Origin of the sequence: Vagococcus hydrophili, from assembly GCF_011304195.1 — a bacterium.
In the GTDB taxonomy this organism is placed as follows: domain Bacteria; phylum Bacillota; class Bacilli; order Lactobacillales; family Vagococcaceae; genus Vagococcus; species Vagococcus hydrophili.
The window spans coordinates 1,000,835-1,015,145 of the sequence record NZ_CP049887.1 but is presented as its reverse complement, the minus strand read 5'-3'; the positions used below and the strand labels follow the sequence as shown (position 1 = coordinate 1,015,145).

At 34.3% G+C, this 14,311-nt stretch carries 12 protein-coding genes; 6 read left to right on the top strand and 6 right to left on the bottom strand.

Annotation, left to right across the window (positions count from 1 at the left end; translation table 11 throughout):
• The first annotated feature begins 273 nt into the window (after positions 1–273).
• Positions 274–5,229, top strand: a complete 4,956-nt coding sequence (locus G7082_RS15110; protein WP_166034083.1) for a SpaA isopeptide-forming pilin-related protein — start codon at positions 274–276, stop codon at positions 5,227–5,229.
• 235 nt (positions 5,230–5,464) lie between these two features.
• On the opposite strand, the gene tnpC is transcribed toward G7082_RS15110, so the two are convergent.
• The 4 genes from tnpC to G7082_RS04890 form a co-directional block, all read right to left on the bottom strand.
• Positions 5,465–6,967, bottom strand: coding sequence for an IS66 family transposase (gene tnpC, locus G7082_RS04905; protein ID WP_166033530.1), 1,503 nt, complete (start codon positions 6,965–6,967; stop codon positions 5,465–5,467).
• A gap of 91 nt (positions 6,968–7,058) precedes the next feature.
• On the bottom strand, positions 7,059–7,415 hold the full coding sequence (gene tnpB, locus G7082_RS04900; protein ID WP_166033529.1) for an IS66 family insertion sequence element accessory protein TnpB: 357 nt from the start codon (positions 7,413–7,415) through the stop codon (positions 7,059–7,061).
• Positions 7,405–7,596 carry a hypothetical protein gene (locus tag G7082_RS04895; RefSeq protein WP_166033528.1) on the bottom strand — a complete coding sequence of 64 codons (192 nt, stop codon included), beginning with the start codon at positions 7,594–7,596 and terminating at the stop codon, positions 7,405–7,407. Before G7082_RS04895 ends, tnpB begins: the two co-directional genes overlap by 11 nt.
• Before the next feature lie 26 nt (positions 7,597–7,622).
• Positions 7,623–8,138, bottom strand: a complete 516-nt coding sequence (locus tag G7082_RS04890) for a GNAT family N-acetyltransferase (protein WP_166034082.1) — start codon at positions 8,136–8,138, stop codon at positions 7,623–7,625.
• A 157-nt stretch (positions 8,139–8,295) separates the two neighbouring features.
• Here G7082_RS04890 and G7082_RS04885 point away from each other — a divergent pair, with 157 nt between their 5' ends.
• From G7082_RS04885 to G7082_RS04865, 5 genes are all read left to right on the top strand, one after another.
• Positions 8,296–9,222 (top strand): D-alanyl-D-alanine carboxypeptidase family protein, encoded by a 927-nt coding sequence (locus G7082_RS04885; protein ID WP_166034081.1) that lies wholly within the window; start codon positions 8,296–8,298, stop codon positions 9,220–9,222.
• 64 nt (positions 9,223–9,286) lie between these two features.
• Entirely contained in the window at positions 9,287–9,979 is a 693-nt protein-coding gene (locus tag G7082_RS04880) for a response regulator transcription factor (protein ID WP_166036022.1), read from the top strand.
• Positions 9,972–11,078: a sensor histidine kinase gene (locus G7082_RS04875; protein WP_166034080.1), complete on the top strand. Its 1,107-nt coding sequence runs from the start codon at positions 9,972–9,974 to the stop codon at positions 11,076–11,078. Before G7082_RS04880 ends, G7082_RS04875 begins: the two co-directional genes overlap by 8 nt.
• Positions 11,079–11,649: 571 nt before the next feature.
• Positions 11,650–12,138 (top strand): hypothetical protein, encoded by a 489-nt coding sequence (locus G7082_RS04870; RefSeq protein WP_476718524.1) that lies wholly within the window; start codon positions 11,650–11,652, stop codon positions 12,136–12,138.
• A 39-nt stretch (positions 12,139–12,177) separates the two neighbouring features.
• On the top strand, positions 12,178–12,720 hold the full coding sequence (locus G7082_RS04865) for a winged helix-turn-helix transcriptional regulator (RefSeq protein WP_166034078.1): 543 nt from the start codon (positions 12,178–12,180) through the stop codon (positions 12,718–12,720).
• Between the two features lie 66 nt (positions 12,721–12,786).
• On the opposite strand, the gene mnmM is transcribed toward G7082_RS04865, so the two are convergent.
• Both mnmM and mnmL read right to left on the bottom strand, forming a co-directional pair.
• Complete coding sequence (gene mnmM / locus G7082_RS04860) at positions 12,787–13,353, bottom strand: tRNA 5-(aminomethyl)-2-thiouridylate-methyltransferase MnmM (protein WP_166034077.1); 567 nt, start codon at positions 13,351–13,353, stop codon at positions 12,787–12,789.
• Complete coding sequence (gene mnmL, locus G7082_RS04855) at positions 13,346–14,311, bottom strand: tRNA modification radical SAM protein MnmL/YtqA (protein WP_166034076.1); 966 nt, start codon at positions 14,309–14,311, stop codon at positions 13,346–13,348. The genes mnmM and mnmL overlap by 8 nt, the downstream gene beginning before the upstream one ends.

Here is a 14,311-nt window from a genome sequence, read left to right as displayed (position 1 = left end):
AACAATTTTCAGCTGTATATACAGTTGGGAATGGTATTTTAACGTTTTTATATGATTTGATTCACATAGTTAAGTTAAAAGACCCTTGTTATTTATAAAACACTACTTTTTATCATTTATTTTAAAATTTTTAAAAAGTGACGAGATGTATCTATTAAAAGAATGAAGGCGGTTTTTACATTAAATTTACATATCGTTACGCAAAAAATCCAGTTTTCCTTAAAAAAGGTATATTTTATAATTTTTTTATATCCGGGAAGGGGTAATTTTATAATGAAGAGAATATTAAAAGTATTAACAGTTTTGTTAGTCCTAATGTCCAATGTTCTGAGTTCAGCGGTGACAGTTGTTCAAGCTGAGGGAATCCAAGACGTTAGTAGTCAATTATTAGCCAATATAAAAACAGATGCAAATGATGTAAGTGACGGTGGTCGTTTTAAGATTACTGCAGAGTTTAATGACAATAATAAAAAAATTCAAAATGGGGACACAATTAATTTAAGCTGGCCTCAAATGAACAATGTAGAAATCAAAGGTTTTGCTAAAGAAATTCCAATTTTAGTTAGTGGAGTAGAAGTAGGAAAAGCTGTTATAACATTAACAGGAGCAACGATTACTTTTAATCAAGCTGTAGAGCAATTTGATCAAGGAACAGTCAAAGGTGGTATTACATTCCAAGTAACTGCGAGTAACTACAATAAAGGAACATCCACTGAAGGAATCAATATTGTTGGTGGTAACCAAGTAAAAGAAATTACAGTCTCTAGAACAGAAGGAACCGATCCAGGTCCTGGAACACAAGATTTCACAACTAAAAATGGTGGTTTATACCCAGAACGACCAAATGAAGTGATGTGGGATATTTTTGTTAATAACAATGCCGAAAAATTAAATTCCGACTTGAAAATAGTGGACACGTTGAAAGAAAGCCCAAATGCACATGAATTAAAACCCGAAACAATTGAAATTTATGTAGAAGGAGCAAATCCACAGTCATACCGTGGTGAAGGTGCTCTAGATAACTTTAGAAGAGATTTCAATGCAACTGTAGATTATTCAGTAGAAAATGGAACAATTAATATTTTGATTCCACAAGCGAATGCGACACAAAATAAATTTAGAATTATTTACAAATCAGAAATTAAAGACATGGCAGTCGCATTTTTCAAAAATACAGTAGAATCAGATTACCAAGTTGAAGGTAAAGATGCGAAACATGATAGCGTCACTCATACAATTCAAAATATTAATGCAGATGCATGGGGAGACGGAAGTAAGACAGCGAAGTTAACGATTGTTAAACGCGATTCTAATTCTAAGTTACCATTAGAAAATGCAAAATTTGTTTTAAAAGATAGTAAAGGAAATATTGTTAAAGATAATCTAGTTTCAGATAAAGATGGTCAGATTGTTGTTGATAAATTAGCACCAGAAGAGTACTACTTAGAAGAAGTTGAAGCACCAGAAGGATACAAATTATTAACAGATTCAGTGTTTGTTTCAGTGAACAAACCGAATGTAAACATTGATATTGAGAATACACCAAAAGAAGTCTTTGGTAGTGTCGAAGTAACTAAGACAGATTCAAAAGATGCGGATAAAGTTTTATCAGGAGCTAAATTTACATTAACAGAAATTGCTACAGGTAAAACGTTTGACCTAGTAACAGGTGAAGATGGAAAAGCGGTCGTAGATCAGTTGCCATTAGGGAAATATAACTTAGTTGAAACAGAAGCACCAGCAGGATATAACTTAAATTCAACACCTCAAGAAATTGAAGTGAAGAAAGATGAAACAACAGCGAATAAAACAAGTGTGACAGTAACGAATGAAGAAACAATTGTTTTAGGTGGAGTGGAAGTAACAAAAGTTGATGCAAAAGATGCAAGCAAAGTTTTATCAGGAGCTAAATTCGAATTAACAGAAGTTGCAACAGGCGAAAAACACGAATTAGTAACAGACGAAAGTGGAAAAGCCAGCATCAATAAATTACCATTAGGCAAGTACACATTGGTAGAAACAGAAGCACCAAAAGGCTACTTATTAGATAAGACAGCCAAAGAATTAGAAATTACAAAAGACTCAGCTACGAAAAACACAACAAGCATCACAGTAGAAAACACAGAAACAACACCATGGGTACCAATCGTACCAAGTACGCCATTAGGTGGAGTAGAAGTAACAAAAGTTGATGCAAAAGATGCAAGCAAAGTGTTATCAGGAGCTAAATTCGAATTAACAGAAGTAGCAACAGGCGAAAAACACGAATTAGTAACAGACGAAAATGGAAAAGCAAGCATCAATAAATTACCATTAGGTAAATACACATTAGTAGAAACTGAAGCACCAAAAGGCTATGAATTAGATAAAACAGCTAAAGAATTAGAAATTACAAAAGACGTAGCAACAAAAAATACAACAAGCATCACAGTAGAAAACACAGAAACAACACCGTGGATCCCAATCGTACCAAGTACGCCATTAGGTGGAGTAGAAGTAACAAAAGTTGATGCAAAAGACAAAACAAAAGTGTTATCAGGAGCTAAATTCGAATTAACAGAAGTAGCAACAGGCGAAAAACACGAATTAGTAACAGACGAAAGTGGAAAAGCAAGCATTAACAAATTACCATTAGGTAAATACACATTAGTAGAAACTGAAGCACCAAAAGGCTATGAATTAGATAACACAGCTAAAGAATTAGAAATTACAAAAGACGTAGCAACAAAAAATACAACAAGCATCACAGTAGAAAATACAGAAACAACACCATGGGTACCGATCGTGCCATCAACGCCATTAGGTGGAGTGGAAGTAACAAAAGTTGATGCAAAAGACAAAACAAAAGTGTTATCAGGAGCTAAATTTGAATTAACAGAAGTAGCAACAGGCGAAAAACACGAATTAGTAACAGACGAAAGTGGAAAAGCCAGCATCAATAAATTACCATTAGGCAAGTACACATTGGTAGAAACAGAAGCACCAAAAGGCTACTTGTTAGATAAGACAGCTAAAGAATTAGAAATTACAAAAGACTCAGCGACGAAAAACACAACAAGCATCACAGTAGAAAACACAGAAACAACACCATGGGTACCAATCGTGCCATCAACGCCATTAGGTGGAGTAGAAGTAACAAAAGTTGACGCGAAAGATGCAAGTAAAGTGTTATCAGGAGCAAAATTCGAATTAACGGAAGTAGCAACAGGCGAAAAACACGAATTAGTAACAGGCGAAGATGGAAAAGCAAGCATTAACAAATTACCATTAGGCAAGTACACATTAGTAGAAACAGAAGCACCAAAAGGTTATGAATTAGATAAAACAGCTAAAGAATTAGAAATTACAAAAGACGTAGCAACAAAAAATACAACAAGCATCACAGTAGAAAACACAGAAACAACACCATGGGTACCGATTGTACCATCAACGCCATTAGGTGGAGTGGAAGTAACAAAAGTTGATGCAAAAGACAAAACAAAAGTGTTATCAGGAGCTAAATTCGAATTAACGGAAGTAGCGACAGGCGAAAAACACGAATTAGTAACAGACGAAAATGGAAAAGCAAGCATTAACAAATTACCATTAGGCAAGTACACATTAGTAGAAACAGAAGCACCAAAAGGTTATGAATTAGATAAAACAGCTAAAGAATTAGAAATTACAAAAGACGTAGCAACAAAAAATACAACAAGCATCACAGTAGAAAACACAGAAACAACACCATGGATCCCAATCGTACCATCAACGCCATTAGGTGGAGTGGAAGTAACAAAAGTTGATGCAAAAGATGCAAGCAAAGTGTTATCAGGAGCTAAATTCGAATTAACAGAAGTAGCAACAGGCGAAAAACACGAATTAGTAACAGACGAAAATGGAAAAGCAAGCATCAATAAATTACCATTAGGTAAATACACATTAGTAGAAACTGAAGCACCAAAAGGCTATGAATTAGATAAAACAGCTAAAGAATTAGAAATTACAAAAGACGTAGCAACAAAAAATACAACAAGCATCACAGTAGAAAACACAGAAACAACACCATGGGTACCGATCGTACCATCAACGCCATTAGGTGGAGTAGAAGTAACAAAAGTTGATGCGAAAGACAAAACAAAAGTTTTAGAAGGTGCGAAGTTTGAATTAAAAGAAATCGCAACAAATAAAACATATGAGTTAGTAACAGATGCCTCAGGAAAAGCAAGTATCAACAAATTACCATTAGGCAAGTACACATTAGTGGAAACCGAAGCACCAAAAGGCTACTTATTAGATAAGACAGCTAAAGAGTTAGAAATTACAAAAGACGCAGCAACGAAAAATACAACAAGCATTACAGTAGAAAATACAGAAACAACACCATGGGTACCGATCGTACCATCAACGCCATTAGGTGGAGTAGAAGTAACAAAAGTTGATGCGAAAGACAAAACAAAAGTTTTAGAAGGCGCGAAGTTTGAATTAAAAGAAATCGCAACAAATAAAACATATGAGTTAGTAACAGATGCCTCAGGAAAAGCAAGCATCAATAAATTACCATTAGGCAAATACACATTAGTAGAAACAGAAGCACCAAAAGGCTACTTGTTAGATAAGACAGCTAAAGAGTTAGAAATTACAAAAGACGCAGCAACAAAAAATACAACAAGCATCACAGTTACAAACACAGAAACAACACCATGGGTACCAATCGTACCATCAACACCATTAGGTGGAGTAGAAGTAACAAAAGTTGATGCGAAAGACAAAACAAAAGTTTTAGAAGGCGCGAAGTTTGAATTAAAAGAAATCGCAACAAATAAAACATATGAGTTAGTAACAGATGCCTCAGGAAAAGCAAGTATCAACAAATTACCATTAGGTAAATACACATTAGTAGAAACAGAAGCACCAAAAGGTTATGAATTAGATAAGACAGCTAAAGAATTAGAAATCACAAAAGACGTAGCAACAAAAAATACAACAAGCATCACAGTTACAAACGAACAAGAAAAACCAAATAAACCTGTTAAACCTGAACCAAAAGCACCAACAAAACCAGGTGAGCCAAATAAACCAAAAACACCAAATAAAGTCGTTCCAGGCAAACCAGTTTACAATACACCTCAAAAGAGAATGTTACCAAGAACTGGTGAAGTAGTGATGAACAATTTAGTGATCATCGGTTTAATCTTATTAGTTGCTCTAGGTTTAGTTGTAGGGATGAGATATAAAAGAAAAAATAGTTAATAAATAAAAGCTCTGAAAAAGATGAGATAGTCTTTTTCAGAGCTTTTTTATTTAGCATTCTAACGTGTTAAATAACCACTTTTTAATAAATAATATAAATTCATATCATGAAAAATTTCATTGATTAACTGCTCTTCTTTAAGAGCTCCAACAAGAGAGAAGGTAAGCGGGAAGTAATCGAGTATATGCCAAATAAGGCGTCACTCTGTCATAATATGACAAGTGGCTCCTTATTTTATCGACACGTAGCTTGAATCTGTTCTGACCAAGGTAAATAAACCTCAAGTGCTTTAGAATTTGAACTATCTTCTAAATTAGGAAGATGCTTAAACAAATATTCTAAATACTTCACAGGAACTAAGTTATTAGCTTTAGCCGTTTCGATGATAGAATAAGCGATTCCGTTAGCTGTTGCTCCCCGTTCACTCGCAGAAAAATGCCAATTTTTTCTGCCAATCGTTGTTGGGCGAATACTTCGCTCAGCTAAATTATTTGATAAGGCACATCGACCATCCTCCAGAAAATTCATCAAACCAGCCTTCATATTAAGCGCATAGTTAACCGCTTTTCCTAATTTCGAACCTGGAAGAGCTCTGAAAGAAGCGATCCATTGCCAGAATTCATCAAGAATGGGTTGGCTTTTTGCCAACCGTAAATCATATCTTTCTTGATGGCTTAATCCCTTCATTTCTTTTTCAATATGAAAGAGTTGATCGCAATAGGTAACTCCTTGGCTTGCCGGAGTATCTTTAGAAGAGGAATCTTTCGCTTCAAAGAATTTTCTTCGGACGTGAGCCCAACAATTAACTAACGTCGTATTCTCAATCGATTTGTAAGCCGAGTAGCCGTCACAATGCAAATAGCCTGAGAATTCGGCTAAAAATTGTTGAGCGACACTACTTTTACGACTCAGGTCATGATGATATAAAATAATTGGATACTCTGCTTGTTCGATGGTTCGAAAGAGCCAAAAGTAAGACTTTTCTTTTTCACTTGATAAAACATTATAGTAAGTTTCATCCGCATGGATGAGCTCTTCTTTGACTAGTTTCTTTTTGAGCTCCTCCCAAATAGGTGTTAACCATTTTTCACATGAGGTGATGAACCAGTTTGCTTGTGTTCTACGTGGCACTCGTAATCCATAAGATTCCCACTCCTTTTCTTGTCGATAAAAAGGCAAACTCATTTCTATTTTTTGATGAAATAAGTGAGCTAAGATAGAGGCAGACGCCAAACTATGAGTGATTGGTTGTTTAGGAACAACGGCTTTTTTTATGGCATCAGCTCCATCTTTTTTACAATTAGGGCATTCGTAGGCATGTTGGTAGTACACATTTTTATACATCTTTGCAGGAACAAAAATAACTTCTTCACGGATTTTAGATTTACCAATATCTTTTAAATCAGAACAACACCAATCACAGGTGCAGTCTTCTCCTTCAAGCTGACAATGAACTTCTTTTATAGGTAAATCTTTTGTGAGGGCTGCTTTGTAGCCTTTTTTCTTTTTCCGCTGATAGTTAATTTCCTCAAAGACGGTTTTTTCTTCAGTTGTCTCTGCTAGATTAAAAGACGAGTCCTCTTCAAATAAATCTAATTGCCCATTAGGGTCAATTGATTTTTCAGATGAACGTCCATACAATTTATTTAAAAGAAATTGATTCTGTTCTCTTAGAAGTTTAAGTTCATTAGTTAAAGCTTCGTTTTGTTTTAACAATCGTTCTTCAAACTCGGTCAAAAGTAACACCTCCATTCACACATGATATGATAGCTAATTCTATCAATAATACGACGAAAAACCGTCTATAATTTTCATTATAAACGGCTAATTAAGAAACAAATCCAGTTTTAGCTTTTAATATCTTTTTTCTTTGTTCGATGGATAAACCTTCTAATAACCAACGGAGTTGTTGTTGCGTTAATTCTTTGACTTCTTCTTGTTTTCTAGGCCATTGTAATTTTCCATTTTCAAACCGTTTATACAGGAGAATAAAACCATCCCCTTGCCAGTAAAGTGCTTTGAACCGGTCTGAACGATTGCCACAAAATAGAAATAAGGCATCCGAATAAACATCTAACTCATATTGATTCATGATAATTGAAGCCAGACCATCAATCCCACGTCTTAAGTCTGTCTTACCACAAACAATATAAATAGTTTGTATCTTCGTATAATCAAGAACCATGATTGAACTCTTTCAATGCAGCGTTAAGAATATAGTTATTACATCCATTGTAAATCGTAATATCCATATTATCTCGTTTGACTCGTAAAGCAATTTTTTGCGTGGTTTGATTGGGTGTAGGGGCACTTTTAGGCGGTGTCGGTTGTAAAGAAACGGGAACAATTTCTTGTTTGTCTATCATTGAAAAACCTCCTCGTTATTTGTATCTTAAGAATAACCGAGGAGGTTAGATGTGACTATATACTTGGTTACTTCCCGCTTACGAGAGAAGCCACATTTTTGAGCCACTTTATTGCTGGGAATATTTTCAGTATCAGCTAAAAGAGAGAGTTTATTTAAACCTAAATAGTTAAAGGCAATGTCACAGATTTTGTTCACTGAAGTCGAAACAATTCCTTGATTAATATAATCCGAATGCAGCCAGTAGCCAACTTCTCCTAGCTTATTTTTCTGATCAATAAAATGAATGTCGATGGTTCCAGCTAATTGTCCTTCAAAATAGATTATAAAAAGTTGATCTGTTCCACTTGCTTCACCAGTCAGTTTAGCTTTTAGAAAATTCGTTGTGTCCTCACTTGTTTGAGTGTGTTCAACAAAAGGTAGAAATTGACCTAAGTGTTTACGATCACTATCAATGACTTGAAACAATTCTTCTGAGTGTTGTAGTGATGGTTTAACAAAATCAATAGTATCTGTAACAGGTAATTTTAGTAAATAATCCATGGGTAACTCCTCCTCTTAAAATTAAGTATTGTTACTGATTATAGAAGATTAATTGAAAAAAAGAAAGCTGTTTCTTAAGAAAAAATAAGAAATAAGCAAGGTTAACTTTATACCTAAAAGTAAGCTTCTTGCTAAAATTTAGTCAGAGGTGAGGGAAATGAAAAAAATAGTGAGTTTAGTAGTTTTGTTTGTACTTGTTGGTAGTGGTGTGATTTATTTACTGAACGACCATTTAGCATTAGGCATTGGCTTAGATAAACAAGAACTAAAAGTCAGTACACAACTTAAAAATCAACCAGAGATTACAGAAAAAATTCATAGCAAAAATGTGTTACTTCAAAATTTAGCAACTAGTGAGATTTTAATTGAAAAAAATAAAGATCAAAAAGCAGCGATTGCCTCATTAACAAAATTAATGACAGTCTATTTACTACTTAATAAAGAAAAAGACTTGAATCAAAAAGTAACCATTGATCAAAAAATAGTAGACTCTTTAGTTAAAGAAGGTGCCTCACTTTCAGGGTACCAGCCAGGTGATGAGTTAACAATTAAGGATTTGGCTTATGGAATTGTCTTACCTTCAGGTGGAGATGCGTCCATTACAGCGGCTAATTATGTTGCTGGAAGTGAGAAAAAATTTGTTGATTTAATGAATCAAGAGGCACAAAATATAGGAATGAAGAATACTCATTTTAAAAATGCCACAGGTCTTGATGAAGGGAATCATTATTCAACGGTTAGCGATTTACAAAAATTAATGGTAGTCGCTTTAAAGAATGAGCAATTTAAAGAGATGATGTTAACAACGACTTACCAAACCAATACGACAGCTTATAATCCAGAAGGTTATTATATTGAGAGTACGATGTTAAAAGACTCTCCGGATTTAACCATCAGTAACGGAAAAATTCTCGGTGGAAAAACAGGATACACTGAGAAAGCTGGACAATGTTTGATTAGTTTAGCTGAAGTGAATCAAACCCCTTATTTGTTAATTACAACAGGAGCAGATGGTGGCCCGTTAACAGATCAGTTAAATATGGCTGATGCGAGACTCATCTATCAAAGCATTGGAAATAGTTGACAATTCTTTGGATGTTTTGTCTAATGAAATTAAGAGAAAACATCAGAAAGGACGTGGAGGTATGGTGTCGAAAAAAATATTACTGGTGGAAGATGAAGAAGAGATTGCTAAGTTAGTGGAACTGTATTTAAAAAATGAAGGATTTAATGTGGATGTTTGTTTTGATGGTTTGGAAGCCAAAGAAAAAATTATGAACGATACATTTGATCTGGCATTATTAGATATTATGTTGCCTCACGTGGATGGTTTGGAGCTCCTCCAATTGATTCGTGAAAATCAAAATTATCCTGTGATTATGTTGACGGCAAAAGATGATGAAATCGATAAAATCACAGGCCTTTCTTTTGGAGCAGATGATTATATTACTAAACCATTCAAACCTTTAGAAGTGGTTGCTAGGGTGAAAGCACAACTGAGACGTTTTAACCAGTACAATCAAAATCAAGAAAAAGTTAGTCGAATATTAACGAATAAAGCCTTAGAAATGAATCTTGATAAACGGTTAGTAACATTAAATGAGGAAGTTGTGGAGCTTACACCAAAAGAATATAGCATCTTGCAATTATTAATGGAAAACCAAGGTGTCGCTCTAGATTCAGAAGCTATTTTTGAAGCAGTTTGGCAAGAAAAATATTATACGGCCTCTAACAACACGATCATGGTTCACATTAGACATTTAAGAGAAAAAATGAAAGATGCCGTGGAAAAACCAAAGTACATCAAGACAGTTTGGGGAGTAGGTTATAAAATTGACTAAACAAGCTAGGAATTCTTTTTTTAAGAGTTTATCAATTGTTGTTGTTTGCGCGATTATTCTTTATGTCATGGCCACTCAAACATTTATTGGTAAAGGTTTTGGTCGGGTAATTAGTGATGCGTTTATTATTTTTTCCAATAGTCCCAGTGGTGAAGTGAGTCAGGTCAATTGGTTGAAGTTTAAATCATTTGTGATTTCTATTGCGATTTTTGCGATTGTCATTGTAGGTGGATTGACGTATTGGATTAGCCAATATTTACTAAAAAAAGACCGCCGATATATTGTCGGATTGTTGCAACAATCTCTTGAACCAGAAGATTTGCCTACCTTAGATTTAGAATACAGAGAAATTCAAAACGAATTAGAAAAAATAAAACTAACGAATCAAAAAAATCAAGATGCCTTAATGCAAGAAACTCAGAGAACAAAGGATTTGGTGACGTTCTTAGCTCATGATTTACGAACGCCTCTTGCGTCTGTCATAGGTTACTTAAATTTACTCATAGATTCACCTGAAATATCCACAGAAACACGAGCTAAATATTTAGGAATTGCCTTAGATAAAGCGTACCGATTAGAGTATTTGATTGATGAATTTTTTGACATCACGAGATTTAACTTTCAAAATATTGTCTTGGATTACTCTAAATTTGATTTAACTCTTTTACTGCAACAACTAAATGAAGAGTTTTATCCTATTCTTAAGAAAAAAGATCAGATGTTGGAGATGAAGATTTCTGATAGCTGTTTAGTGGATGGTGATTCAACAAAATTAGTCCGTGTTTTCAATAATCTACTTAAAAATGCTTCAGCGTATGGATTTGAAGGAAGTAAGATTCATTTAGACGTTTCATCAAATAAGAATCAATTAGAGATCACTATTACAAACGAAGGTCAGACGATTCCACCTGAAAAATTAGAGGTTATCTTTGATAAATTTTACCGATTAGATAGTGCAAGATCTAGTAATAGTGGGGGAGCAGGATTAGGCCTTGCTATTGCTAAAGAAATTATAGAAGCTCACCATGGGGAGATTTCAGCAATGAGCGATAAAGGATGTACAACATTTATCCTACATTTCCCTCAAGAAAGAGAATAAAAATTAGAATTTCACAAATTATGGAAACAAAAAGGTTAGCTCAAGAGAGTTAGCCTTTTTAAATTAGAATTTTTTCATAAATTTGTAAATAATATTAAAAAAAAGAAAATGTTACCGATTAATTAAATAGAGTAGGTTATAACTTTTATCGTCGATAACTTTTTGGAAATTAGAGATTTTATAAATTTATTTAAAATAGTGAGAATTAGTTTCAATTAGTTGCGAAGAAAACTAAATTGTGTTTTAATTTTTTTGTCAGCGACCCAAAGCCAAACAAAAGTGAGTTTTGTACCATATAAAAAGAAGCATATCTCAAGCTTATTCTGTTGGTTAATTGAAAAATTGAGAAGTAGTCTTTTTATTTTAATCATTTGTTTAAAAAAGGGTCTAAAAAAATATAAGGGGTTGACCTAATATAGCAAACGGATACTTTAATACAGTTGTGATGAAACAGTGGACATATGAAGAGTTAGATTTTTTTTGCCAGATAACTGAAACATTTAAAAAGGATAGGAATTACAAAATAGTCTACACAATAGAAGAATTTAAACAGATTTTGGGACTGGACACGATGGATGACAAAATGTGTCTCAAAAAATTTAGAACGTTAGCCCTAAAATTTACTAATCTTTCCTATATTGAAAATGACAAAGAGCAAATAAAAATTATTCCTATATTCCAACAATTTTTGGCAAATAATGTACAACTGGAAATATTTGTATCAGAAGAGTACAGCTATATTTTAGAAAAAACTTTTTTACAGTGGCATTTTACAACAAAAGATTTATCTGAACTAATCCAGATAAAATCTTATTACGCTAAAAAAGTTTATATTCATTTAAAAAAAATAGGTGAACACGGTCAAATCATCTTGAAAAAGGCAGATTTATTAACACTTTTTTTCGTGTCAGATAGTTTATTGACGCAGACAAATTTTAATAAACGAGTTATTCAACCTATTAGGCAGGAGCTTTCTCTGTATTTTGATTCTTTTGAAATGAATGCAATCAGAGGGGACGGGAAAGGTCAGCCCATAAAGTTTTATGAATTTAAGTGGTAGCTAAGCAACTGGAAAGTATTAATATTAAGGAGGAGAAATATGAAATACGGTTATTTAAAAATATTGGACGGGCAATTACTTCATTACGATAAGGAATTTTTTGATGCATACGAGGTGGATTCTCTGATTTTTGATCAGGCAGATGAATCGGTCAATTTGAAAAATGTACTCCCAAAGTTAACGACAGATGACATTTTTATTGTGGAAGATTTTGCAGCATTAACGTATAGTTTATCTCAATTGGAAGAAACCATTAAGATTTTTCAAGAGCGTTCAATCCGGTTAATTTCAATTTACCCTCGTTTTGATACAGCAGAGAGTGAGCATGCTTGTTTTTATGAAATTTTAACTGGGTGTTTAAGTGGAAGAAGAGATGTTTATAGTAGCGTCAATCGTTCTCAAATCAAGAAGCGCCAAGAATTAGGCTTAAAACATGGTCGACCAGGAATTGACACGAATTTAGTAGAAGAATTAAGATATCTAAGAAGCAACAAACATCTAACGTATAGAGAAATATCAGAAATAAGTGGCGTGTCACTTGGAACTGTTTATAAATATATAAAAAAAGAAGAATGCGGATAAAATGTTTTTTGTTTCAGATTACATTAGCGTGATATTCGCACAAATAGAAAAAGACTGACAAATTTGTCAGTCTTTTTTTCTCTCAATACAAATTAATGAAGGTGGGTTATTTCGTTGGTTGATAAATTGATAATTTAAGACACTAAATTTTTCTTGTGGAAGCTCTGAAACAAAGGAAAGAACTTCTTTTTTCTCGATTTTGCCCTCATCATGACCATCGTAAATGACTAAGATAATTCGTCCCTTTTCCTCTAAACGATCCAATAGGGCAATTAATGCAGTGATAGTGGTTGCTTCGTGTGTGACAACGTGTTTATCACTTTTTGGTAAGTAACCTAGATTAAAAACAGCTGCTTTGATCGTTTTATCTAAAAGAATCGATCCAACTGTTTCATGTCCTTGAAGGAGTAGCGTAGCTTGTTCTAGGCAATCATTTTCCTCTAAGCGCTTAGTTGTGTTAGCTAGTGCTTGTTCTTGAACATCGAATCCGTAGACATGCCCTTTTTTTCCTACGCGTTCGGCAAGAAAAAGAGTATCATTTCCATTTCCCATGGTAGCGTCCACAACAATATCGCCCTCTTCAATAACGGCTTCCAACAATTCGTGACTGTAACGCAATGACGTTTTAAGCATGAATAATCTCTCCTTTTTCACCATTAGCATAAATCCCTTGATAGGTGCCACGTCGTCTTAATTCGGTATCAAAACCATTCAAGACTTCCCATTTCTTTAAACTCCACATTGGACCAATAATCGTGTCACGAGGGGCGTCACCTGTGAGTCGGTGGATAATGATATCATTTGGAATAATCTCTAGTTGATCACAAATGAGGTTCGTATATTCTTCTTGGGTTAAAAGCTGCAATCTGCCTTCCAAATAGTCTTTCTCCATTTTTGTGTTGGTCATTAAATGAAGAAGGTGGATTTTAATTCCTTGAATATCAGAATCTGTCACACAACGTCTCACATTCTCCATCATCATCTCGTAAGATTCACCAGGCAAGCCGTTAATCAAGTGAGTACACACATTGATATTGTGTTGACGTAACTTCGCCACAGCATCTAAATAGGTCTGGTAATCATGGGCGCGGTTAATCATGTCACTGGTTTCTTCATAGGTTGTTTGAAGTCCCAGCTCCACCCATAAATAAAGCCGCTGATTCAATTCAGCCAAGTATTCAATCACATCATCGGGCAAACAATCAGGCCGTGTTCCAATGGATAAACCAACAACGCCCTCTTCGTTAACAACTTGTTCAAAGCGATGTTTAATGACTTCTAGTGGGGCATGTGTGTTGGTAAAATTTTGGAAATAAACAATATATTGCTTCGTATTGGGCCATTTTTTATGCATCTGATCGACTTCTTTTCGAAATTGAATCGGTAATGGATCACTTGGAGCCACAATCATATCTCCAGAACCAGACACACTACAAAATGTACAACCCCCATGAGCGACTGTCCCATCACGATTTGGACAGTCGAACCCCCCGTCAATAGGTACCTTAAAAATTTTTTCATCAAACGTTTCTCTTAGAGCATCGTTCCAAGTATAGTAACGTTTAGAATCTCCTTTTTTGAATGAAAACAT

What these genes read in the sequence shown, in the direction of transcription:
- mnmM (WP_166034077.1), bottom strand. Translation starts at nt 13,353, where the DNA reads ATGCTTAAAACGTCATTGCGTTACAGTCACGAATTGTTGGAAGCCGTT.
- G7082_RS04890 (WP_166034082.1), bottom strand. Translation starts at nt 8,138, where the DNA reads ATGGATTATTTACTAAAATTACCTGTTACAGATACTATTGATTTTGTT.
- mnmL (WP_166034076.1), bottom strand. Translation starts at nt 14,311, where the DNA reads ATGTTTTCATTCAAAAAAGGAGATTCTAAACGTTACTATACTTGGAAC.
- G7082_RS04865 (WP_166034078.1), top strand. Translation starts at nt 12,178, where the DNA reads ATGAAATACGGTTATTTAAAAATATTGGACGGGCAATTACTTCATTAC.
- G7082_RS15110 (WP_166034083.1), top strand. Translation starts at nt 274, where the DNA reads ATGAAGAGAATATTAAAAGTATTAACAGTTTTGTTAGTCCTAATGTCC.
- G7082_RS04895 (WP_166033528.1), bottom strand. Translation starts at nt 7,596, where the DNA reads ATGATAGACAAACAAGAAATTGTTCCCGTTTCTTTACAACCGACACCG.
- G7082_RS04870 (WP_476718524.1), top strand. Translation starts at nt 11,650, where the DNA reads ATGGATGACAAAATGTGTCTCAAAAAATTTAGAACGTTAGCCCTAAAA.
- G7082_RS04885 (WP_166034081.1), top strand. Translation starts at nt 8,296, where the DNA reads ATGAAAAAAATAGTGAGTTTAGTAGTTTTGTTTGTACTTGTTGGTAGT.
- tnpB (WP_166033529.1), bottom strand. Translation starts at nt 7,415, where the DNA reads ATGGTTCTTGATTATACGAAGATACAAACTATTTATATTGTTTGTGGT.